Here is a 21,715-nt window from a genome sequence, read left to right as displayed (position 1 = left end):
AACGCATCCAATCCTCATGAAATTTCACAAATGGTCGTCATGATATCCCGTTTTCTCCTCCCGTTCTTTATCGCCGCAGTTTCCGGCGCGGCTCTCTTCAGTCAGCCCTATGGCCCTCTCCAGAATGCCCGAATCGAGGCCTACGATCACGGAGTGGTCTTTTTCTTCGATTATCCCGAAGGCTATGACCCCTTCAATTCGGACCCGAAGATTGCCAACTATCAATTCCGGCGGGATGGCGGCGACCCCGTCCCCACCTACACCCGGATTGACGCGCCTCTCGAACCCGCCACCACTTACAACTACCAGCTCTTCGGGGTTGATTCGGGCGGCACCGTCATCACCGCCATCACCGAGATCTCGGCCACCACCCTGCCGGACGGCTCCGGACTGACGACCTCCCGGGTTTCCCTGCAACCCGACGGCAATGAACGGGCCTACGACAGCACCTGGCCGGCCGTTTCCGGCGACGGACGCTATGTCGCTTACGCGTCCTACGGCACCCAGGGCACACCAAACCAGGGCGATGTCCAGATCCACCGCCTCGATCGTCAGACCGGCGAGACCATCGTGGTCAGCAAGAACGCCGACGGCACCTTCGCCGACCAGAACTGCACCTTTCCTTCGATCAGTGACGACGGCCGTTTCATCGCCTTCTCCACCACGGCCAAGAATCTCTCCCTCGATGACACTGACTTCGGAAACGACGTCTACCTCTACGACGCCCAGACCGGCCTGGTCACTCTCGTTTCCGATGCCCCCGGGGTGGGCAGCGACAACGACAACAACAGCCAATATCCCGTTCCGCCCATCCTCTCCGCCGACGGCTCGACTGTCGCCTTCATCAGCAACGCGACCAACCTGAACGCAGAGGCCACCGTCCGACGCGACCGCCTCTACCTCTACAACGTCCTGACCACCGAACTCACCCTGGCGCCGGACCCGGTCTACTCCCTCTCCGGCTACACCACGCCCGGCAACGTGGAGCAGGTCGCCCTTTCCCGCGACGGCGATCTTGCCGTCTTCACCGTCGCCTACAAGCCGACCAACGGTTTTTCCGACACCCTTCGCGTCATCTGGCTCCTCGACCGCTCCGCGGGTGCACCCGGAACGATCAGCGCGATCACCCGCCAATACGGCAACGGCCAACCCGCCACCGGATTCGCCTATGCCCCGACCATCTCCCGCGACGGACGCTGGGTCGCCTTCTCCTGGAAGCAATCGTTTTCCCTCTATCACAACATCGCCGACCCCTCTCTGGGCGGCTCACCGAACGCCCAGGTCGGCTATCTGCTCGATCGGCAGAACGACACCCTCGAGGTCTTCACCCGGGGCGCCGCCGGAAACATGCCGGTAACCGCGATAACCACCCACCAGGCCCGCATCTCGATCAGTGATGACGGTCAGCGGATCGCCTTCCAGAGCACCAATGGCGGCGCCAATCCCCTCGCCGTCTACGATCCCACCGCCGACATCAATGTCTATGTGCGCGATCGCAGTCTCGGTCGGACCTTCCTTGTCAACCGTTCCAGCACCGGTGTCTTCAGCGAAGCGTCGCGACCGGCCACCCTGGCCCAGTTGACCGCCGATGGACGGGCGGTCGTTTACCAGTCCAAATCGGCCAACCTGGTCACGGATGACACCAATGCGCGCTCCGACATTTTCCTGACCGAACTCGATCTCGCGCCGCCCGACACCGACGCCCCGACCTGGCCCAACGACGCCACTCTCGAGGCCACCACCATCGGCGCCACCCTCGTCGATCTCGCCTGGTCGGAAGCGGTCGATGCCGGAGGGGCCGTCACCGCGTATCGCGTATTTGGAGACGACGAAATCCTCGCCGAGACCGGCGCCACCGTGCGCACCCTCCAGGTGCCCGCCCTGACTCCCGAAACCACCTACACCTTCCGGGTGGAGGCCCTTGATGCGACCGGCAATATCTCCACCACCGGCCCCACCCTCGAGGTCACCACCAAGCCTTCGGTCGCCGGCAGCGCCGCCCTTTCCGCCCCGTCCCTCGACGGCGGCCGCGTTCAGCTCGCCTGGGATCCGGCCGAGGAAGCCATCCTCGGCTATGTCGTTCAGCGCCGGGAGGCCGGCGGCGAGTGGACCGATGTCGGTGAAGTGGGACCCACCGTCAACACCTACCTCGACACGGGACTACCCGCCTCCGCGGCCCTCTCCTACCGCATCCTGCTCAAGCCGACGGCCGGCGACCCTCTGCCGCATTCGGCCACCGTCAGCATCACGACCAAGGCCCTTTCCATCCAATCGGTCGCCACCACACCGGCTCTCGCCGCCAACAGCCGCGAGCTCCTCGCCATTGAAGGTTCCCTGGCGGTCTCGATGACCGCCGAATCCGGCCGAACCGCCTCCGCCACCGTGGCCTACGAACGCTGGGTGGACCTTCTTGATCCCTCCAAAGGAACCGAGTCTTCCTCGGCCTCGGCGTCCCTCACCGAAAGCGGAACCACCGCCGGGCTCTTCACCGGCGCCTGGACGCTGCCCGCCGGCACCGCTCGGGTCACCTCGGTCAGCGGCGTCCTTGCGGACGGTTTCGGAGCCACCACCAGTCTGCCGGCATCGGGATTTCCCCGGACGGTCGAGGCCGCCTTAGCCATCAGCGTGAACGCATCCACCGAGGACTTCGCAAAGGGACTCGTCTTCAGCCTCTGGAGCGAATCCATCCGCGCGGGCGCGAGCCGGGCCATTACCGGTTCGGGTACTCTCGAAAACGGAGGACTCCCGCCCGGAACCGATTACCGGTTGCGTGTCCTGCAGGGCAACCGCGTCGTTCAGTCCCTGACAGCCGTCACCCTGCGCGCCGGCCTCCTGACCACCGTTGACCAGTCCCTGGAGGCCACCACCCCGGCCTTCTTCACCGTGAAGGATCCGGATGGCAATCCACGGGGCGGCTTCCTCATCGGTCTCTACGAAACGGATACCGATCGCTTTCTCGGCTTCGGCGAAGTATCGGGGAGTGGCACAGTTGATGCCGCACCCGGCCTGCAGTTCGCGCCCGGGACCGAAGTCTCCTACCGCCTGACCCGACAACCCTGGGATATCGACGCGGGTCCCCACACCGCCATCGTTCCCGACGCGGGCACCGTCGGCGACCTTACGCTGGAGTGGAGCGAATACTTCGTCCGGGCCGGCTCGATCACCGGAACCCTCCTCGATCCCTCTGGAAGTCCGGTTGCCAATGGAACCCTCACCGGATACAGCGCCAATGAGGGCGTCAACGGTAGCCAATCCAGCGAAACTGATACCGATGGAAGCTTTTCGCTCGAGGCATTCGCAACCACCTTCGTTACAGCCCGAGCCCGTCTCTCCGACCCGGCCACCGGTCGAATGACCCGTGGAGAGGCGTCCTTAACTTTGACCATACCGGCTGAAGGTGGGACGGTCGACGCGGGCGAGGTGACTCTCCAGCCAGTCTACCGCTACCGGTTTGTCGTGAGGTCCCTCGCCCTGCGCCATCCCGACGGGACGTTGGAAGAGGTCGATCTCTCTTCCGACCCCCGGATGGGTTTCATCAGGATGTCTGTCATCCGTCCAGGATTCCTCCGATCCGACGCCCGATCCTCCGGTTCGACTGGGGGGCTGTTCCTTGAAACGGAGTACGCGGTCGGCACTGAGTACCTCCTGACCCTTGATCCCGGGCCCCTCGGCTACAGAAAGGTCGAAATCCGAGGGACAACCGAAGCCGGCCCCGGATACTCCGAGGATTCAGTCGTCATCAACCTCGACCCGATCGAGTTGGATTTCGCCTCCGACCATTATGTGACCGCGATTTTGGCGGAGTCTGACGGAACCCCATTGCCGGCAGGGACCGTTTGGCGGGCCGACCTGCCCAGGGAGATCAGCGGCGAGTTCTTCTCGGGACCCTATGTCGGTCTGGGATCCTCCGTGCTCCTGCCCACAGCCTTGCAGACAGGCACTTTGGAAATCTGGCTGCCTGACGATCCGAGCGAACGGGCTATGCAACTCTTCGAACCCCGGGCCGGAGCCAACGACCTCGGATCCATCCGCTTTCCTGCCGTGGGACGAATCCGCAGCTCCCGAGCAACCTATTTGAACACCTTCCCCGAACTGCTTGAGCCCACCCAGAGCCTCTGGCTTTCCGCGGGGATGCTCAACGCATTCAACACGCCCTTGAGCGATGTCGTCCTTACCATCCACCTTCCACCCGGGGTGAACCCCGAGCCGGACTCTCTTGTCATCGACAGCCTGCCCGCATCCGGAACTCTCTCCGGCGGTGACTATATCGTGGTCCTGCCCGATCTCGATCCGGGCAAGTGGACAAAGCTCTACACCACCTTCGCGCTTTCGCCCGATTTCACCGGCGAGACCGTCGACCTGACCGCAACCCTATCCTACACCGGACCGGAGGGATCCTCAGAGGAGATGCTGTTTGACGATCCAGTTGTCCTGATCCGCAGACCGACCATCGACGGGCCGGAACAGGTCAGGGAAAGAACGCTCAAGCTGACCGGCCGGGCGCCGCCGGGCTCGCTTCGCCTCGAAGCCGACGGGGACGTCGTCGGCAAGACTTACGTCTCCAGGCAGGGTTATTGGCAGATGTGGATCAACCTGCCCGAGCGCCCCGTTCCTTATTGGCATACCTTGACCGCCGTATCCACCCTATCGAACGGGAGCGAGGTGATTTCCAACCCACACCAGGTCCTTCATCAACCCAATCCCGTGGGGGTCACGCAGGTCCGCATGCGCCAACCGCCCACCGTCCAGAACTCAGAGGCCCTTTCGCTTCTCCGGAGGTTTCCCGATGTGGTCGAATGGACCACATGGCAGACGACCGACGATGGTCCGGTTTTCTGGCGCCGGATCCTGGCCGGTTTCCCTTTCGAGTTCGAACTCGATTTCAACCAACCCGATTTCGTCAGCGACATTGATGTGACCGTCGCCGGCGGGGCTGGAGGAACCGCCCGAGCAACCCGTGGAGACGATGGCCGGTTCCGGGCGCTGATCGAGAGCGATCGATCAAACTCGTGGCAAGCCGGTCCGATCTCGGTCGAATACCGAACCCCGGCCACGGCTTTCCCGAAATGGGGCAATCATCTGCGCATTGGCGCAATCGAGGATCTGCCGCCCGGGTCCGAAGCCCAAGCTCTTACCGAAGATACCCCACCTCCAGCGGAACCCGCCGCATTCGAAGACAGTGACTACACCCAGGGACACCGATTCACCGCCGATTTCGGCGATGGAGCCCTGACCGGCACCGTCTCCTACCGCATCACCCCGGTGGCGGATCCACCGGAATCCGACACGGTCGAGGTGGACTTCCCCGGTGGAAGCATCGACTATCCCGCAACGCAGGTCCCCTTCAAAGCCGGTTCCGTGGACTATAGTCTGTCAGGTTCGGATTTCACGTTCACCGTCACGATGCTCATCGATGTCGATCGCCTTGCCGGGCGGGATGCCATTCCTCCGTCCTGGGTGGACGGAGCCGGGATCAGCCTGACTGACATCGGAGCCGACCGGGTCACGCTGAATTGGCCCCAAGCTCGCGATGACCTCTGGGTTCAGGATTACCAATTGACGGTCAACGACACCAACCTGGCAGAATTCCCGGGTGGACTGAAGTCCCACGTCCTGACCGACCTGACCCCTGGGATGACCTACGAGGTCTCGCTTACCCCGATCGATGCTGTCGGCAAGTCCGGTTCGCCACTGCAGCTCATCCTCGATTTCAACGGAACAGATACTCTTCACACCACCCCGGTCACGATCGCTGCGGGGGAACCGGACGACTTTCCGGGATCGATCCTTCCGCCAGGTTTCGAATTGGATCTGGGAGGGTTTCCCAACCTCAATGGAAAAAGGACGCTGGAGACCCAGATCAAGTGGGCCGGTCGAGTCGGTGCGGCAGGGGATCTACTCAATCTGCTCAGTGACTACTACGACGCTTATCAGCAGGTCGACCGTTGGAAGGAAATGCTTGATGCAGTCGACAACTGCGGCGCCTCCCCCACGGACTACAACTTCCTGAGAGACCGCATCAATGATGCCGCCAACGCGGTCCTCACAAAAAACGTGTTGAGCACGACCATGATGAGCGGAGCACTCGCCATTTCCGCGACCGGCGCCGGTGCCGGGGTGGGTGCGATGGTGGGACTGATTTCGTTGGGTGGCTCCCTCATTGCCGACGATATCGCCGAAAACAAAATCAAAGCCGCTGAAGACGCCTTCGCCGGCATCAACAGCTTCTACGAAGACTGTCAGGATCCAAATCCGCCCGACGGACCCGGCGGATCGGGTGGATCCTCTGGATCGGGTGGCAGGATAAAGCAGCCTCTGGCGCGTCCGACCTGGAAGATCGACCCGAGCGGCTTCGTCTATGAAGTAACCGAGGACAATCGTCTCGAAGGCGTCACCGCCACCCTGCTTCAGGGCGAGACCGAAAACGGGCCCTGGATGGTCTCGGCCGCGGAGGAATTCGGAGAGATCAATCCGCAGGTCACTCCGGTCGGCGGCACCTACCGCTGGGATGTGCCCGCCGGCTGGTGGCAGGTCATGTATCAGAAGGATGGTTACGAGACGGCCTTCAGCGAGGTGCTGCCGGTGCCCCCGCCGCACTTCGACGTCAATATCCCGCTCAAGTCGCTGGCACCGCCCGAAGTGAACGGGGTCACCAGCCTGAACAACGGAGCCGCCCTGCGGATCGATTTCGCCAACTATATCCGCGCCACCATGGCCGGACCGGCCACGATCCGGCTGCGTGACGACGGCGGCAATCTCCTCGATGGGCAGGTTTACGCGCCCGCCGACGACCTTTTGGACAACCCGCACACCGAATCGACCGCCAAGGACATCTCCAAACGGATTCTCTTCGTGCCGTCCGGGAAGCTCACCATCGGCTCCACCTACACCGTCGAGGTCGATGGCGTGATCGAATCCTACGGGGAAATCCCCATGGGTGAAACCGCCGCGATCGAGATCACCATCACCGATGACACCAGCGGCACCTGGTTCGGCTCCTTCAGCCCCGGCGGAGGACTCTGGACGATGAATGTTGCCGGAGACGGCACGGCATCGCTCTCCGGCTATGATCCGGCCACCGGCAAGCAGGTGGATGCAACCGGGACGGTCGACAGCGAGGGCAACCTTTCCATCGACGTGAGCACGCTGGCCGGTGGCGCCGTCCTCACGGGCTCCCTCACCGACGGAAGCCTCACCGGTTCGGTATCTGTTCTTGGATACACGGCGAGCGGCGCCCGCAGTCAGGGAGAGAGCGCCTCCGAGGCCATTGCCCTGACCTATCACGGAGCCGTCATCGGCTCGGCCGGCACCACCGTCTCCGCGACGGTCGGCCCCGACGGCACCGTCTTTGTCGTGATCGACGGTGAATTGATGGCCACCGCCACCACGGGTATGCTCGACGAGCAGGACCATTTCTCGGGGCTCCTTTCCGATGGCTCGGAACTCGAATTGGATCTCTCGGATCCCGAGGGGACCATGAGTGGCGTCCTCTCCCTGGTCGACAATGGTTCCTGGTCGATTCTTGGGGCCGAGCAGAGTCTGCCCAGTGCCCGATTGGTCAATGTCTCCGGACGCGGCCCCATCGGTGCCGGTGGCAGCCTGATCGCCGGGTTCGTCATCCGCGGGTCGGCCGAGAACCCCATGCTCATCCGGGCCATCGGCCCCGGGCTGGAAACCTTTGGCGTCGAGGGACGACTCGAAAGACCCCGCATCCGCCTGGTCGATCAGTCCAAACCGGCCGATACCAACCGCATCGCCGAAAACACCAACTGGCTGGAAGCGGGCAACCGCAATGAATTGCGTGCCGTCTTCGCCGGACTCGGAGCCTTCTTCCTCGAGGATGCCAAGGCCGACGCCACCGTCTACCTGCCGGTCACCCCCGGGCCCTACACCGCCGTGGTCCAGGGCCTCGACGGCCTGACCGGCATCACCCTGGTCGAGGCCTACGACGCCGACCTCGGTGTCTTCGGCACCACCAGCCAGGGCGTGGCCAACCTTTCCCTGCGCGGCCAGGTGGGCACCGGCAGCGGCGTCATGATCGCCGGCTTCGTCATCGAGGGCAATGCCCCGAGACGGGTCCTTTTCCGCGGCATAGGCCCCGGACTCGGCACCGTCGGCGTGGCCAACTTCCTCCCGGATCCCGAAATCACCCTCTTCGACGGTCCCTCTCCCATCGCCGAAAACCAGAGCTGGGGCACCGATCTGCCCGATGAGGGACTGGCCGAAATCTTCGAGACCGTCGGCGCCTTCCCCCTGGAATCCGGCAGCGCCGACGCCGCCCTGGTCATCTGGCTCGCCCCGGGACCCTATACCGTGCGCCTGCGCAATGAAGTCGTCGGCGAGGGCACCGGCCTGATCGAAATCTACGATCTGCCGTAGGGACTTCCTGAGATACCCACGCCGCTGTGTCGACGTGCCTACACTGTTTGAATACACGTCGACACAGCGACGTGGCTACACTCGACAAGCTCGCTACCTCTGGAATTCGTTCTGCCGCCAGGACGCCGGCGGCGGCCGTCAATCGACCCACTCGGCCGATTGCAGGTCGTCGAGGGAGACAAACTCCAGGGCCGAGATGTGGGTGGCCTCAAGAATGACCGGCGCGACCGCACCCGCCCGGTAAGCCTCGACCCAGCGACCGAGACAAACACACCAGCGATCCCCTGGCTCCAGCCCGGGAAATCCGAATTCCGGTCTGGGGGTGCTCAGGTCGTTTCCGGCGCGCACCGAGAAATCGAGAAACTCCTCCGTCATCACAGCGCAGACCGTATGCATCCCGAGGTCTTCCCCACCGGTCCGGCAACAGCCGTCGCGATAGAAACCGGTCAACGGGTCGACGCTGCAGACCTCCAGGGGTTCTCCCAGCACGTTGGTTCCCTGTTCTTTTCCAGACATTGCCTCACGGTGACGAGGTTCCGGAAATTGGCAAGAGCAGGCCAATCTCAGGAGCCCTACAGTTCACTCATGAAGAGCGCCTGGTCCACCCAACGCCGCTCCCGGTCGGAATGACGCAGGGCATCGGTCGGAATCGGCGTGAAGTCGACGCCATCCCGACTCCACCTGATGCGAAGCCGTCCAGTCGGACCTTCACGGTGGTCGTAGGCGAGTCTGAACGGCACCGCATGATCCGTCCCCGTCGAAACGAAGAGCCGGTGCTCTCCGGCACCCGCCGCAAAATCCAGAAGCACGGCCCCCGCCACCTCCAGCCGCACCGGCTGGTCCGACTCCACCATGAGCTCGCAATCGCCCGCCCCAGGCGGGAGGAGAAAACCCTGCCACTCAACCGACCAGTGACGACCTCGACCGGGATCCTCGACCCCCCAGTCGAATTCCAGCACCTCCGCCCGGTCCATCTCCCGGGGACGACGCAGGCCCGGATCCCCATATAGCAAACCGATCAATCCTTCATGGACCGGATCTGTTGAGGGTTCCTCAGCCTGACCCTCGATCAGCTCCCGATACATTGCTTCCTCCTTCTCATAGAGCGGAACGACGTCGACCCAATGGTAAGGAACCTTCTTGAGTCGAACGGGAAACCACATGGGGACATCGCTCAGGCTGTCATAATAGCCTTCGGTCAATGCGGCGAGCTCATGGAAGGTCGACACCGATCGCGTCAATGGAGCGAGGAAGGCGTCAGGAGCCGCGGGCGCCGCCGAGCGCTCGCTCTCGGCTCGAAGGACCGCGGCCTCCAGTTTCTCCAGGTAAAAACGGGTGGTCAACCTTACCGCCTCGGCATCCCGGGCCCACGCTTCCAATTCCGCTTTCCGCCGATGGGCCAGGCTCGAGGCTTCCCGGGCCAGCCCGGCCGCACGATCGGCCTTGGCCAAAGCAGCCTCCAACACGGTCAACGGTGTCGGCTGAGGGGGGATCGCTCCGGAGCGTATCGTTTCCAGGAACTCCGGAATCCGCTGGGCCACCTCCGGCAGGTCCATGAAGGGAATACCTTCCGCCTTTTCCAATTGCGAGAGACGGATCCCGGCCGTCACCACGGTGTGGTTGTCGTTGCCCAACCAGACGAGCCTTTGTATCTGGGGAAGGACATCCGCCCCGGTGTTCATCGACTCCAGCAGGCGCTCCGCGGCGCCAAGACCACCGAAGTCGTCGGTCAGCCGGTCCAGCCACCACGACTTTTCCGTCACCGGGTCCCGATCGGCCCGCCAGGCATAGCGTCCCCAGGCTTCATACCACATCCGGTCCCGTTCCCACTGCAGTTGCGGGTTGCCTGGCTCCGAACTTTCAGGCCAGCGCCAGGACTTTCGCGGATACAGGTGGAGTCCGCCCGCGCCGGTCTCGATCGCCCCAAGCACACACTGGCGGATGTAATCCGGAGGACTCCACCGGAACGGCTCCAGATTGGCCGCCATGTGGATATTGACCACGTGCTTTCCGGTCAGGGCCGCCCATTCGACGTTCTCCGGATCAGCCCGGGTATCCGCGATCATTTCGACATTGAATTTGCGCTCGAACCAGGTCTCGGGATGAGCCGCGGCAATCTTCCCGGCATGCGGAAGATCCACGCCCCACGAGCGAACGATGACCGGCGCCCGGATTCCTCCTCGTTCGACCGCCGGATAAAGGACGTCGTTCACCCAACGATCCGTCCAGGCCAGGTCGAGCGCTTCGCCCGGGGTGATATGCAGGCCGATCTCGGGGAATTCACTCACAAAACGCTCGACCGCATAGGCCGTGTAGTCGCGGAGCAGCGGGTCCGGTTCGCTGACTTCATCGGGCAGGTCATGCGCTTCCTGAAAATAGACCGAAGTATGGATATTGTAGAATTCGAAGATGAGCCGGATATTGCGCTTCCCGCCCTCTTCCACCAACCAGTGAAGCATCTCGCGGTTCGTTTCGACCAAACCCGGTGGCATGCCCTCCTGCGCCTCAGAATAGCGGTCAAACGGAACGAAATAGGCAAAGGGATGCCCGTTCCAGAGCGTCAGGGTATTGAACCGCTGCTCCGCCATGAAATCCAACCAGCGGATCCAAAGCTCACGGTCATAGAAAAAGGGAAACTCTTCCGGCGAAACCGAGAAATTGTAGGCACCCAGTTTCATCAGGAGGATGCAGGGTCCCCGCATGCTCATGGTTGGCGACTCCGTGACCTCAAAGCCGACAGGAAGCTCGCCGGCCGCACGGATCCTCGAGGCCGCATCGAGGCAGCCGTAGAGAATTCCTGCAGTATCACCGGCCGTGATCCGGATAAGGCCCGGGTTCACTCCGAGGGAATAGGACTCCGGATTATGCTCCCGCTCCGATTGCTTGAGGTCTGCCTCGATCGCGATCTCGCCGGGAACATACCCCGCGTCCAGGAGAGCGTTCCGGAGGTGCGCGAGCCCCCAGGCCACCCTCCCATCCTCCGCTCCGCGCACGCTCGTTCCACCCATCAGGATCAGGCCGAGCAGCCCAAGTCCACGCACCAGAGTCGGCCATTTCTCCATGCAGGGAATCCTGGAACGAACAACAGGATTTGTCAGCGGAATTCCACGGGCAGCCGCCACGACTGCCTGCATCATCGATCCGGTCACGACCTCCGAAACCCACCCTTTAATTCGTTGAATGCGTATATTTCAATTTATCGAAATTTATCGTAACCGGGAGCGATCCGCATCGTCTCCATCCGTATGAAAACAACACTACGTTCACTCCTTCTGGTGACCGCCGCTGCGGTCTTCTTCACCTCGTTCGCCGATGCCCGTCACGGCAACCAGGCCGCAAATTCCGGAAACGGATCCGGATCGAACGGCTCGGTCCAGAGACAGACAACCCCGGGTCAGTGCCCCGTCGCCACCCCGCCCCGTGATGGCACGGGCAAACAGGGAGGCGCCCGGGCAGCCAACCGTGAAGCCGCACCCGGCAAGACCGACGGCCAGAACGGTAAGGGTAACGGCAATGTGAATGGCAACGGGAAAGCCAATCGCAACGGCGGAAACCCCGGTGTGGACCCGGTTGAGGGATAACCCGGTCGGGACGAATGTGCACCGCATCTCCGTGGATGCGGTGCATCAGACCGACGCGTTGAAGCTACAAGAAGCCCTTCGTCGTCGTGGTCATCTCGTAACGCCGCCCCGTCTCGGCCGACTCGATGGCCCCGCACATCATCTCGGTGATGTGCAGTCCCCATTCCACATTGAGGATTGGGTCTTTCCCTTCCTGGATGCACTCAATGAAATGATCGCATGACTCGTGGTAGTAATTGAAGGCGCCCGGGATCGGCAGGTGCGCGGGGTTGGGCGGACCCTTCGGGTGCGGGATATGGTACCACCCGTTCTCATCCGTCTTCGGCAGCAACTCCGTCCTGGTCGAGCAGATCGACGCGAAGTTCTCCGTGTGCAGCAAAAGGTGTCCTTCCGTGCCGTAGATTTCTAGGTTGCCGAAAGTCACACCCGGCAGGGCCTGTTGAAAGAGCCGGCCGATATGGAAGGCCCCGATCCAGCCGTTGGCCATTTCGTAGAGGCTGTAGACATTGTCCGGCGCTTCCATCGTGGTTTTCTGCGTCTTCTCCTTTTCCATCACGACCGTCCAGTAATTGCAGTCAGCCGGATCGCGGCACTCCTCCAGAAAGACGTCATACTCCGAATCCGGAACGACCCAACGCTCGGGCGCACTGATCCTGGCCAGCCCCTGGACACTCTTGCAGTCGCCCAGCAGAGTCACAATCATGGTTGGCGCATAGGGAAAATCGAAAAGCATCCCTCCGGAATCCCTGGAGAAAAAGGCACCGACCCCGTAGGGATTACCGCCCGACATGGCGCTCTTTTTCGTACCGCCGCGCCCGATGCAGGCAAACCAATAAGGATCGCCGAGCACACCCTTTCCAATCAGCCGCCGGACCTCGTCATAGCGCCAATCAAGGGGCGAATGATCGCTTGGTTCAATCAGGGCGACCAACTCTGTCTTCCGGACCGCCCGGGCGATGGCCAGGGCGTCCTTCATCCCGGTCGCCATCGGCTTCTGCAGAAGCACGTGGATGCCGGCCTCGATCGCCGCCAGAGTGAAGCGCACGTGGCTGCCGGGACTGGTCAGGATGAAGACCGCATCAATCCCCGACTTCTCCAGCATTTCGAAGTAATCGGTGTAGATCTGCCGCGCGCCGAAGAGCCGCTGACAATGGCCGATCCGAGCCTCGTTCAGGTCACAGACCGCGGTCAGCTCGACGTTCTCCATCCCCATCAGATGCGGCAGATAGTAGGCCGTTGCGACCACCCCGCAGCCGACCACGCCGACTTTGACTTTGCGGTTTTTCATGGGTTGCCAGCTTCCGCGCCACATGAGGGTTAGGCAAGCCATTGAGGTTTTCACTCGAATCCCCAAAAGAGGTCATTCAGGAATGGCGCCAAAACCGACGGCGAAAGTTCAAAAACAAGGTTTTTCCGCTCGTTTGTTTCTCGGGTGTAGTCGCCCCAGTCTCTTGGGGCGTATCGACGGTGATTCGCGGCAAGAGACTGCCGCGGCTACATTCGGAATCTCTCCCTGAACACCGCTTTCCTTCCACTGCCCCTTATCTCCCTTCCCAGGCCTCCGCCACCCACCTGGTCGGACGCACCGTCCGGAGCGGACCATCGAATCGACCGGCCAGTGCCTGGGCCGGCGTGGGATTCCCGTGGAAAATAACGATCTTCGCCTCCTTGGGCCGTTCCGGAGCCTTCCAGGTGTTGATCGGAAACGGGGGCACGCAATGTCCCTTGAAACTCACGCACCAGCCCTCCGGCCAGAACTGGAACTTTCCGGCCCGTTTCATCCATCGGGAAAGGTAGGCCTGCTCATTGCGGACCCGGGCCTTGACTGCGTCAATGTCCGCAATGAACTCCGCATAGACCTCGGGATGCGCCCCGGCCTCGAACCGGTAGACCGAGCTGTTTCCGGTACTGCGCCAGGGACGGGCAAACATCCAGTCCCGGGCAATGAGAAAATCACCCGGCGGGTCAAAGAAGCAATCGATGTCGCGAAGGATGACCACATCGAGATCGAGGAAAAGCGTGGTGCCGTCGAGATCAGCCAGGGGACGCTGGAAGGTGCTCAGTTTTCGCCACCCACGCTCCTTGCCCGGTGGCAGATCCATCGGGGGCAAGGGCCGGGCCTCAATTCCCGGATGGAGTCCGTTGGCATCATCCGTGAAGCAGACAAACCGATGGGACCGCTTGAGATGGCGGCCGACCATCCCGTGAAGGCGGTTGGCGTATTCGGGACCAAACTTGGTCCCCCACTTCATGCAGATGATGTTTACGGGCTTGCGGGAGTCGGTCATGAGGCGGCAGTGGAGGCCGGTGCAGAATCGGAGGTGGGCGGTGGACGGTTCGAGAAGATCTGATTCGAGGGATGTTCGCAAGCCGACTCTGTTTCAGGACTCCGGACCGGGAAATTCCAACGGTAGGGACGGACCGCCGGGCCGTCCGTCGACCTGTCCCGGGCCATTGCGACGGTGCCTGGAAGCACGGCCGGGTTCCGAGAGGCTGCCCTTGCTACCCGCGACCCAAACAAACCGTAGGATACTGGAACGGCGCCTAGTTAGCGAAAGAGTCGGATCGGCCAACGAGGTGCTGACTGCTCTTCGACGGCGGGTCCAGAGGCCCTCGCCCTACCAACTGAAATCGGAGCATCTGTGGTAGCGCTGGACGTCCCCGGCCAGCCGCAACGGTTGTCCGAGACAAAACAACGACAGCACCCCCAACCAAGCGCCGTTCCAGCATGCTACGGTTTTTCCTGAGCCTGAAAACCAAACGTAGCATACTACGGTTTCTTTTGATCTTGAAAACCAAACGTAGCATGCTACGTTTGGTTTCATGAAAAAGAAGACCGTCACCACGAAGAAGGTGCCCGCCCCCAGGAAGACCCGCAAGACCGCTGCCCGGAAGCCGGCGGCCCGCAGGAAGGCCCCCGCCCTGCGCGGAAGCAAGAACCAGCCGGTTCGCAAGATCACCAAGACCGGCACCTACACCTACTACGTGACCATCCCGAAGTCGCTGATCGACCAACTCGGGTGGAGGGAGAAGCAGAAGGTTGTGGTGGTGAAGGAAGGCGATACCCTCGTCGTCCGGGACTGGAAATAGATCCGGCCAGGCCGGATCAACGGCTGGCATCGAGGAACACCCTCAACGCCAGCAATTGGTCGCCTTTCGCCCGTTCGATGTCCATCTCCATGGCGTCGACCACTCCGGTGACATAGGGTCCGATATCGAGCTCTAGAGTATGTCCCAGTCCGTGCCGGCTCCAGGCGTCGATGAAAGCCGTCTCCGCCCCCGGGAGATCCGTCTTGTCCGGTTGGGGCAGGTGGACCCGGGCCCAGATCCCGGGACCACCCGCTTCAGGCGTGGCAAAGAAACGCCCGGCGGCGGGATCCCCATAGCGTGCGACCGTCTTTTCGGCCAGCGATCGTCCCCATTCGGCCGCTGACGCATCGCCGGCGGTCTCGGCATAGGTGAGCAGACCATCCAGCACGAGCACGTAGTCACGTGCCGTCGCTTCACTTTCGATTCCCGGTCCCGCCCGCAACAGTCCGGTCGGCAGCACGCATTCATCCTGCACAAAACCGGCCAGGCCGGCGGCGGCTCGGACGAAACGCGGTTCATCCAATTCTGCACCACCCCGCGCAAACGCCGTCAGCAGCAGGCCGTGGGTCCCGCTCGTGGCCGCACTGTCGCGTCGCGGCTTCGCCCGTTCGTCCCGGTGGGCCAGAAGCCGCATTCGTGCCTCCAGGAAACCATCGGGATCCGCGAAGCCGTGGAGGACATTCTTCCCGGTAGTATCGACCCCGAGATAAATGTCTCCGGGAAGATTGCCGTCATCTGTCGCACCGTAGGCACGCAGAAACGAATCGGCCTCCGGTTTGCCGACAATCGACCGGATCTCCTCGGCCGCCCAGAGAAAACCGGGCAGAATCGAATCGGACATGCCATCTTCCGTCGCGATGAAACCGTGCCCGTCTGCTTTCATAGTCAGCGCGAAATCCAGGACGCCGCGTGCGATCGCTCCGTAGAATGCGTCGCCCGTCATTCGGGCCGCATCGAGGTAGGCCAGGGCAATCCTCGCCTGGTCGGCCACGGATTTCTGGAAATTGGGAAAGAGCCATCCCGCGTCGCGGGCGTAGCGAAAGAAGCCGCCATCGAGCGGATCACGCACGCCTCCCGTCGCCATGGCATGAAGCGTGGCCACCGCCGCCTTCTGGCTGTCAATTCCGGAGCGAAGCAGAAACCGGAGCAGCTCCGGCTGCGGATAGCGCGGCGGATCTCCGAATCCCCGGGTTTCCCCGTCGTGGACCGCCATCCAGTCCGCTCCGAACTCCCCGACCAATTCGGCGAGTTCAGCCGCATCGAGTGCACCGCCGACGGAGGTGGATTCATTCGACTCCACGCTGGCCGCATCGGCCTCCGCCCGCCTCCTCAGTGAATCCGGGTCCGCATTCCACGCGGCAATCACCTGCTTTGTCATGCTGACAAATCCTACGTTTCCCCATTCATCCGACGGAGGCAGATAATTGGCGCCTTCAAAGGGCTTCAACTCGGGCGTCAGCCAGAGGTTGAGAGGCCACCCCCGCAGTTGTTTGATCGAACGCACCCAGACCTGGTTGAGCGCGGCGAGTCCGGGAAACTCGTCCCGATCCACAAGAACACAGACGAAATTCTCGTTCAGGAGTGCCGCGTTTTCCTCGTGCCCGAACGACTGCTCCCGCATGGCCCGACCCAGCTCGCTGGAGAAAGTGCCGATGACCAGGAAGACGGGTTTGTTCTCTTCGCGGGAGCGCTCAAAGACGCCCTCCCCCCAGGCCATCCAGTGCACCGGCGACCCGGCGTGATCCCGGATAAAGGCCGAGCGCGCTTGACCGAGATCCTCGGCCGACACGAAGCTGTTGAAAGGAAGAAGGAAAACCAAACCGAGACAGAGCCGCTTCATGCCCATCAGTGTAGCGGATTCGGGACAAGAGGCTGTCCTAAAAGTGATGAAATGTGCCGTTTGGTCAGAAAAGGCCGTGTCCCGGGCACGAAAATCGCCCGTCCGGTCCCGGTCCACCGATCGGATTCAGTCAGGCGTGAAAAGCAGGACCGGTCCGCCGCTCCGTCCCACCAGGAGGGAAGGTCCCGCATCAGCCTCCGACTCCAGGGCCGCGACCGAACGCGCCTCTCCGGGAACAACAAATCCCGATCGAGCCGGCGACTCGGCCTGGAATCCGCCGCGGCCGTCCCCCTTCAGGATCACACCCAGTCCACCGTCGAAACGACCGGTACTGGGTTCCGGGCCAAACTGGTTGCCCACACAGGCCAGATCGATCGTGCCGTCGCCATCAAGATCACGGGCCACCACGGCATTTATCGGGGCAATCTGGGCCTCACGCGGAAGACGATGGAACTCGAACCGCATCTTCCCCGGTCCCGACAGATTCAGATAAACACCGCTGGCCAGCTCGGTCGCCGTCAGTCTGCGAACCCCCGACAATCGCTCCACTCCGAAAATGTCCTCAACACTGGCCTTGGAGAAGGCCAAAAACGTGGGAAACTTACGGGTAATCCAGGGGAAGACATAGCTCAGTTTGCTCCGTCCTCGCTCGGGCATCAGGCGACCTTCCGAGAACCGCGCTTCAACCAGCTGCTCACTTCCTGAACGATCAAAGACCCCGGCGAAGAGAACCGCCGGTTTGTCAACGCTCGCCCGGTACTTCGTATTCAGTCCCACATTACCGGCGACCAGGTCCAATCGGCCGTCGCCATTGACGTCGGCCACCGCCAGGGCGCTCCACCACCCCGTCCGCTCAGACAATCCCGATTGATCATCCAGCGGGACAAGGCCCGTCCCGGTATTGCGCAGACAGGTAATCGGCCCCCATTCCAGCGCCAGCACGAGGTCGACCTTCCCATCGCCGTCCAGATCCGCCCACTCGGCCGCCGTGACCATGCCGATCGAACGCAGATCCGGGGCGAGGCTGTCCGTCACATCAACGAAGGTCCCGTCGCCGTTATTGCGATAGAGGAAGCTCCGGGGGGTCTCCGGATAATGTCCCGGAACCAGCCGCCCGCCCACGAAGAGATCGACCCGGCCATCTCCATCAAAATCATCAGCCGCGACCGCCCCGCCACTCTCTCCGTCGGGAGGAAGCGCGCCCATGGCGACCGGAAGAAAGTGCCCCCTCCCGTCGTTGAGATAGATCCGGTCATTCAGGAGGGGATCCCCACGCTCCACCGCCACCCCTCCGGCCGCGACGACGAGATCGGGATGACCGTCGCCGTCGACGTCGGCAAAGACCGCCCCGAGATCCTCCGCTTCCGCAGCCGCTGCCCAGGGCTGTGAATCCGCCACCGAAAACCCGCCATCATCCTTTCCGAGATAGAGCACGCCCGACTGCCCGCCCAGGCCGGTGATGAAGACGTCCACCCGTCCGTCCGAGTTGACATCGCCCGTGGCCAGCGCAGGCCCCTGACCATTCATCCGACGGGGCAACAGCCGTTGCCGGGTGAATTCGTCAAAAGGACGAATCCGGCTGATATGCCTGATCCCGCGGTCGGCGGCATTCTCCTGAAAATCGGCCTTCGGATGGCCGCGAGCCATCGCGACAGCCGGAGAAACCCGTTCCTCATCCCGGGGCGGTTCCTTCACCACAATCAGACGATCCACCGGCAGGTCTTCAAGTTCCTGCACCTGGCCCAGAGGCCAACGGATCGTCAGTTTTGAGACGACCGCGTCGTCCCCCAGCCCAAAATGCACGAGCGGAGGTTCGCTGGCCACAATGCCCCTTTCGGTGAAGAGCTGCCGGACCTGTCGGCCCGAGGCTGACTCAAGGATCAACTCGGATCCGATCCCGTCGCGATTCGGCGCCCGTCCCTCGAGCCTGACGAGGATCCGGTGACCTCCCGAATGGTCGTTGCGGATGATCGTGGGTGGTGCGCCGTAATTCGAGTAGACCAGGTCAAGGTCGCCGTCTCCGTCAAGGTCGGCCAGGGCACAACCAAAAGCCACGCCCGCCTGGTTCAGACCCCATTCTTCGGATACATCCGCAAAGGCGAGGTCGCCGAGGTTGCGGTAGGCCAGGGTCGTTTCGGTTCTCGGTCCGGTCGTCTTCCACATCGCTGCGCGGGCGGCCAGCGACGGCGCCCGGTTCTGCCGGTCGACCAGATCGGCATCCAGGAAGTTGCGGATCATGCCGGTGGTGAAGAAGGCGTCGAGCCGGCCGTCCGTGTCCAGGTCGGCAAAACGGGCGCCAAAGGTCCAGCCGGTCGCGTACATTCCCAGAAGGTGGGCCACCTCGAGGAAACGTTCGGTTCCCGAGTTCAGGTAAACAGCATTCCACATGTACTGGGGGACCAGTTCGGAAACCCGTTCCATCTCCCAAAGGCCCCGGCCCATCTCTTCGATTCCGGTCAGGTATTCCGCATGGGTACGGTCGCGCATGTCCGCCACCATGAAATCAACCAGGCCATCGTTGTTGAGGTCTCCTGAATCGGCCCCCATCGAGAAATAGGTCACGTGTGGCAGGCGCTGATCAACGACATCGGCAAAGGTGCCGTCACCCTTGTTGAGATAAAAGCGGTCCGGTGTTTCAAAATCGTTGGCCACATAAAGGTCGGGCCAGCCATCACCGTTCGGATCAAACCAGATCGCGGTATGACCCTGGGTGGCACCCCAGATCCCGGCAGACTCCGCCACATCGACGAATGTCCCGTCGCCATTGTTGCGGAAAAGGTAGTCCGGACGGCCCTTCGGATTCCGGTCAAAGTCCAGGATATTGGTCACCAGATAGGCATCGAGATCGCCGTCCCGATCATAATCCGCGAAAAGCGCATGAACCGAGGAATCCCGCACCGCCAGACCGTATTCGGCGGCACGCTCCTCGAAGGTGCCGTCGCCATTGTTGATGAACAGAAGATTGGGCGCGTCGTTGCGACAGACATAAAGATCCATCGCGCCGTCCTGGTTGATGTCGACCGCGGTGGCTCCGGTGTTGTTCGCCGGGCCGGGGCAGGTCACCCCCGCCACCGCGGCCACATCCACGAAAATGAAGGGCGCGACCTGTCGATAGAGGGCACAGGGTCCGTTTTTCGAGATGGCGAAAATGTCCGGCTGGCCATCCTGATCAAAATCCGCAATCGCGATCCCGGTCTCCACCGATCCCAGGGTCAACTCCCGGAAACGAGCGCCCCACATGCTCGGGTCGTCAAATACATTGGGCACGTTCACGTGGGTCTGCTCTTCCGAGAGGAGAGAGAAGGGCCTGGCTCCGGGGGCGGCCGGAGTCGAGGTGCGAAGCGGTCGCGTCTCATAAGCGAACCCGCCGGACCAACCCGCCAGCAACGCGATCGAGACAACCAGGGGGGAACGTCGGGCGGACAGCATCAGAGGAAGCAAAGGCGGAGGTTGAGGCGGCGTGCTTTCACCGGAACCCGGTGAAAGGGGGGGCGGGCAACCATCCCTCCGCCGCGTTGGCGTTGAGTCAGTCCAAAGGAAGCAGGCTATGTTCGAATACCCAATCCGCAACCCGGATACCGGCCTTCTGGCCCTCGAGATTGTCGGACATGATGTGGATGCCGCCCCAGATCCGGCTCATGCCCACTTCGTTCCGCGCCTCCGAGAGTCTGCGGAAGGAGCGGACCGCGCCCGGCAAGCCGTCCGAGGTGCAGGTGAACTCGACCTCATCGGTTCCCAGGAAGCGTTCGAGCAGCCGGGTCATGGCCGCGGTGTAGGTGCTGTGGCCCGACGTGTAGGATGGAAAAGCAGGCGAGGCCATATTTGGAATGAAATCGGGATTCTGTTGAGTCCAGGGATTCATCGATGTATCCATCTCCCGGATGGCAGTTTCCGGGCGCCACATGCGGTAGTGGTACTTGGTTTCCCAACAGGTGATGCCCGCGTCGGCTGCCGCCATGTTGAGCAGCGCATAGAGGCGAGCCGTCTCCAGGGTCGAGAGTCCCCTGTGCCTGACGATATCCCGTGCGATCACATTCCAGTGTCCCGGAGGCGAGGCTGTGCCGAGGTCGTCCGACCAGAAGGGCGAGCTCAGGGTCTGGTACTCCGTGCGCTCGGCTCCATCCCGCGCCCCGACCCGGTTCACATAAGCGATCTCTTCGGCGTATTCCCGGGAGTCGAACGCCGGTGGAGGCGGAGCCCTGAACTGGGAGGCGGATTCCACGACAAAGGGCTTCACCTCGTCGAGCCGTGGGGCCACCGGTGGCCGGAATCCCGGGGGCGTCCCCCGCCAGATCCCGGGTTCAGTACTGGTATAGTCCTCTTCGGGCGGCAATAGGGGTGTCCTGGCCCGCTCCGTCAGGACTGCCTCGGCGACCTTCCGTCCCCAGGCCACCCCGGCCTCCCTGGAGGCCCCTTCCGGTATCCGCTCGATGGCGCGAAGGTAGGCGGCCTCGATATTCAGGGGATTGGCCTCGCCTTTCCACAGGGCATCCAGCACGGTTCGCGCCGCACTGGCCACCGCCGCATCTGGATCCGCGCCCTCGGGAGCCCGGTCATGGATCAACCAGCCCTCATAGGTGCCGCTGAAGCTGTTCACCGTGTCGAACAGCGCTACATGAAACGTCGCAAAATGAAGAGCGGCCACCGGTGCCGGATTCCGGGAAAGCCGGGTCGTGTTGACCACTTCCTCGTTCCAGGAGAGAATCGGATTTTCCGCGGCCGCGCCAGAGAACGTGGACAGGACCAAACCGTAGAGAAACGCACATACAACCCTTCTGCTACTCATGGGAATCACCCAATACGTGAGAGCCGGTCAGGTCAATGT

At 62.5% G+C, this 21,715-nt stretch carries 10 protein-coding genes; 3 read left to right on the top strand and 7 right to left on the bottom strand.

Going from position 1 to position 21,715, the window contains the following annotated elements; genetic code table 11:
* The first annotated feature begins 39 nt into the window (after window positions 1-39).
* Complete coding sequence (locus tag R3F07_13875; protein MEZ5277464.1) at window positions 40-8,379, top strand: hypothetical protein; 8,340 nt, start codon at window positions 40-42, stop codon at window positions 8,377-8,379.
* Between the two features lie 138 nt (window positions 8,380-8,517).
* Here R3F07_13875 and R3F07_13870 read toward each other — a convergent pair whose 3' ends face one another.
* Window positions 8,518-8,895, bottom strand: coding sequence for a DUF2237 domain-containing protein (locus R3F07_13870; GenBank protein MEZ5277463.1), 378 nt, complete (start codon window positions 8,893-8,895; stop codon window positions 8,518-8,520).
* Between the two features lie 56 nt (window positions 8,896-8,951).
* Complete coding sequence (locus tag R3F07_13865) at window positions 8,952-11,441, bottom strand: PA14 domain-containing protein (protein MEZ5277462.1); 2,490 nt, start codon at window positions 11,439-11,441, stop codon at window positions 8,952-8,954.
* 183 nt (window positions 11,442-11,624) lie between these two features.
* Here R3F07_13865 and R3F07_13860 point away from each other — a divergent pair, with 183 nt between their 5' ends.
* Window positions 11,625-11,960, top strand: coding sequence for a hypothetical protein (locus R3F07_13860; protein MEZ5277461.1), 336 nt, complete (start codon window positions 11,625-11,627; stop codon window positions 11,958-11,960).
* Between the two features lie 64 nt (window positions 11,961-12,024).
* Here the strand turns inward: R3F07_13860 and R3F07_13855 are convergent, their stop codons facing one another.
* A complete protein-coding gene (locus R3F07_13855; GenBank protein ID MEZ5277460.1) occupies window positions 12,025-13,248 on the bottom strand; it encodes a Gfo/Idh/MocA family oxidoreductase in 1,224 nt (407 codons plus the stop codon).
* Between the two features lie 253 nt (window positions 13,249-13,501).
* Window positions 13,502-14,329 carry a glycosyl transferase gene (locus tag R3F07_13850; protein ID MEZ5277459.1) on the bottom strand — a complete coding sequence of 276 codons (828 nt, stop codon included), beginning with the start codon at window positions 14,327-14,329 and terminating at the stop codon, window positions 13,502-13,504.
* A gap of 454 nt (window positions 14,330-14,783) precedes the next feature.
* On the opposite strand from R3F07_13850, the gene R3F07_13845 reads away from it, so the two are divergent.
* On the top strand, window positions 14,784-15,050 hold the full coding sequence (locus R3F07_13845) for an AbrB/MazE/SpoVT family DNA-binding domain-containing protein (GenBank protein ID MEZ5277458.1): 267 nt from the start codon (window positions 14,784-14,786) through the stop codon (window positions 15,048-15,050).
* Window positions 15,051-15,066: 16 nt separating this feature from the next.
* Here the strand turns inward: R3F07_13845 and R3F07_13840 are convergent, their stop codons facing one another.
* The 3 genes from R3F07_13840 to R3F07_13830 all read right to left on the bottom strand — a co-directional run bounded on the left by R3F07_13840 (window position 15,067) and on the right by R3F07_13830 (window position 21,676).
* The gene (locus R3F07_13840) at window positions 15,067-16,890 is read right to left on the bottom strand and encodes a DUF255 domain-containing protein (GenBank protein ID MEZ5277457.1); all 1,824 of its coding nucleotides are present in this window, start codon (window positions 16,888-16,890) and stop codon (window positions 15,067-15,069) included.
* 126 nt (window positions 16,891-17,016) lie between these two features.
* Window positions 17,017-20,319 (bottom strand): VCBS repeat-containing protein, encoded by a 3,303-nt coding sequence (locus R3F07_13835; GenBank protein ID MEZ5277456.1) that lies wholly within the window; start codon window positions 20,317-20,319, stop codon window positions 17,017-17,019.
* Between the two features lie 97 nt (window positions 20,320-20,416).
* Complete coding sequence (locus tag R3F07_13830) at window positions 20,417-21,676, bottom strand: vanadium-dependent haloperoxidase (protein MEZ5277455.1); 1,260 nt, start codon at window positions 21,674-21,676, stop codon at window positions 20,417-20,419.
* Window positions 21,677-21,715 lie beyond the last annotated feature (39 nt).

The organism is Opitutaceae bacterium (assembly GCA_041395105.1).
Taxonomy (GTDB): Bacteria; Verrucomicrobiota; Verrucomicrobiia; order Opitutales; family Opitutaceae; genus B12-G4.
Note: the sequence above shows the minus strand (reverse complement) of the source record. Positions and strands in the feature narration are given on the sequence as shown.

Coding starts and splice junctions, on each gene's coding strand:
- R3F07_13845 (MEZ5277458.1), top strand. CDS start 14,784: ATGAAAAAGAAGACCGTCACCACGAAGAAGGTGCCCGCCCCCAGGAAG.
- R3F07_13835 (MEZ5277456.1), bottom strand. CDS start 20,319: ATGCTGTCCGCCCGACGTTCCCCCCTGGTTGTCTCGATCGCGTTGCTG.
- R3F07_13875 (MEZ5277464.1), top strand. CDS start 40: ATGATATCCCGTTTTCTCCTCCCGTTCTTTATCGCCGCAGTTTCCGGC.
- R3F07_13860 (MEZ5277461.1), top strand. CDS start 11,625: ATGAAAACAACACTACGTTCACTCCTTCTGGTGACCGCCGCTGCGGTC.
- R3F07_13865 (MEZ5277462.1), bottom strand. CDS start 11,441: ATGGAGAAATGGCCGACTCTGGTGCGTGGACTTGGGCTGCTCGGCCTG.
- R3F07_13830 (MEZ5277455.1), bottom strand. CDS start 21,676: ATGAGTAGCAGAAGGGTTGTATGTGCGTTTCTCTACGGTTTGGTCCTG.
- R3F07_13840 (MEZ5277457.1), bottom strand. CDS start 16,890: ATGAAGCGGCTCTGTCTCGGTTTGGTTTTCCTTCTTCCTTTCAACAGC.
- R3F07_13870 (MEZ5277463.1), bottom strand. CDS start 8,895: ATGTCTGGAAAAGAACAGGGAACCAACGTGCTGGGAGAACCCCTGGAG.
- R3F07_13855 (MEZ5277460.1), bottom strand. CDS start 13,248: ATGAAAAACCGCAAAGTCAAAGTCGGCGTGGTCGGCTGCGGGGTGGTC.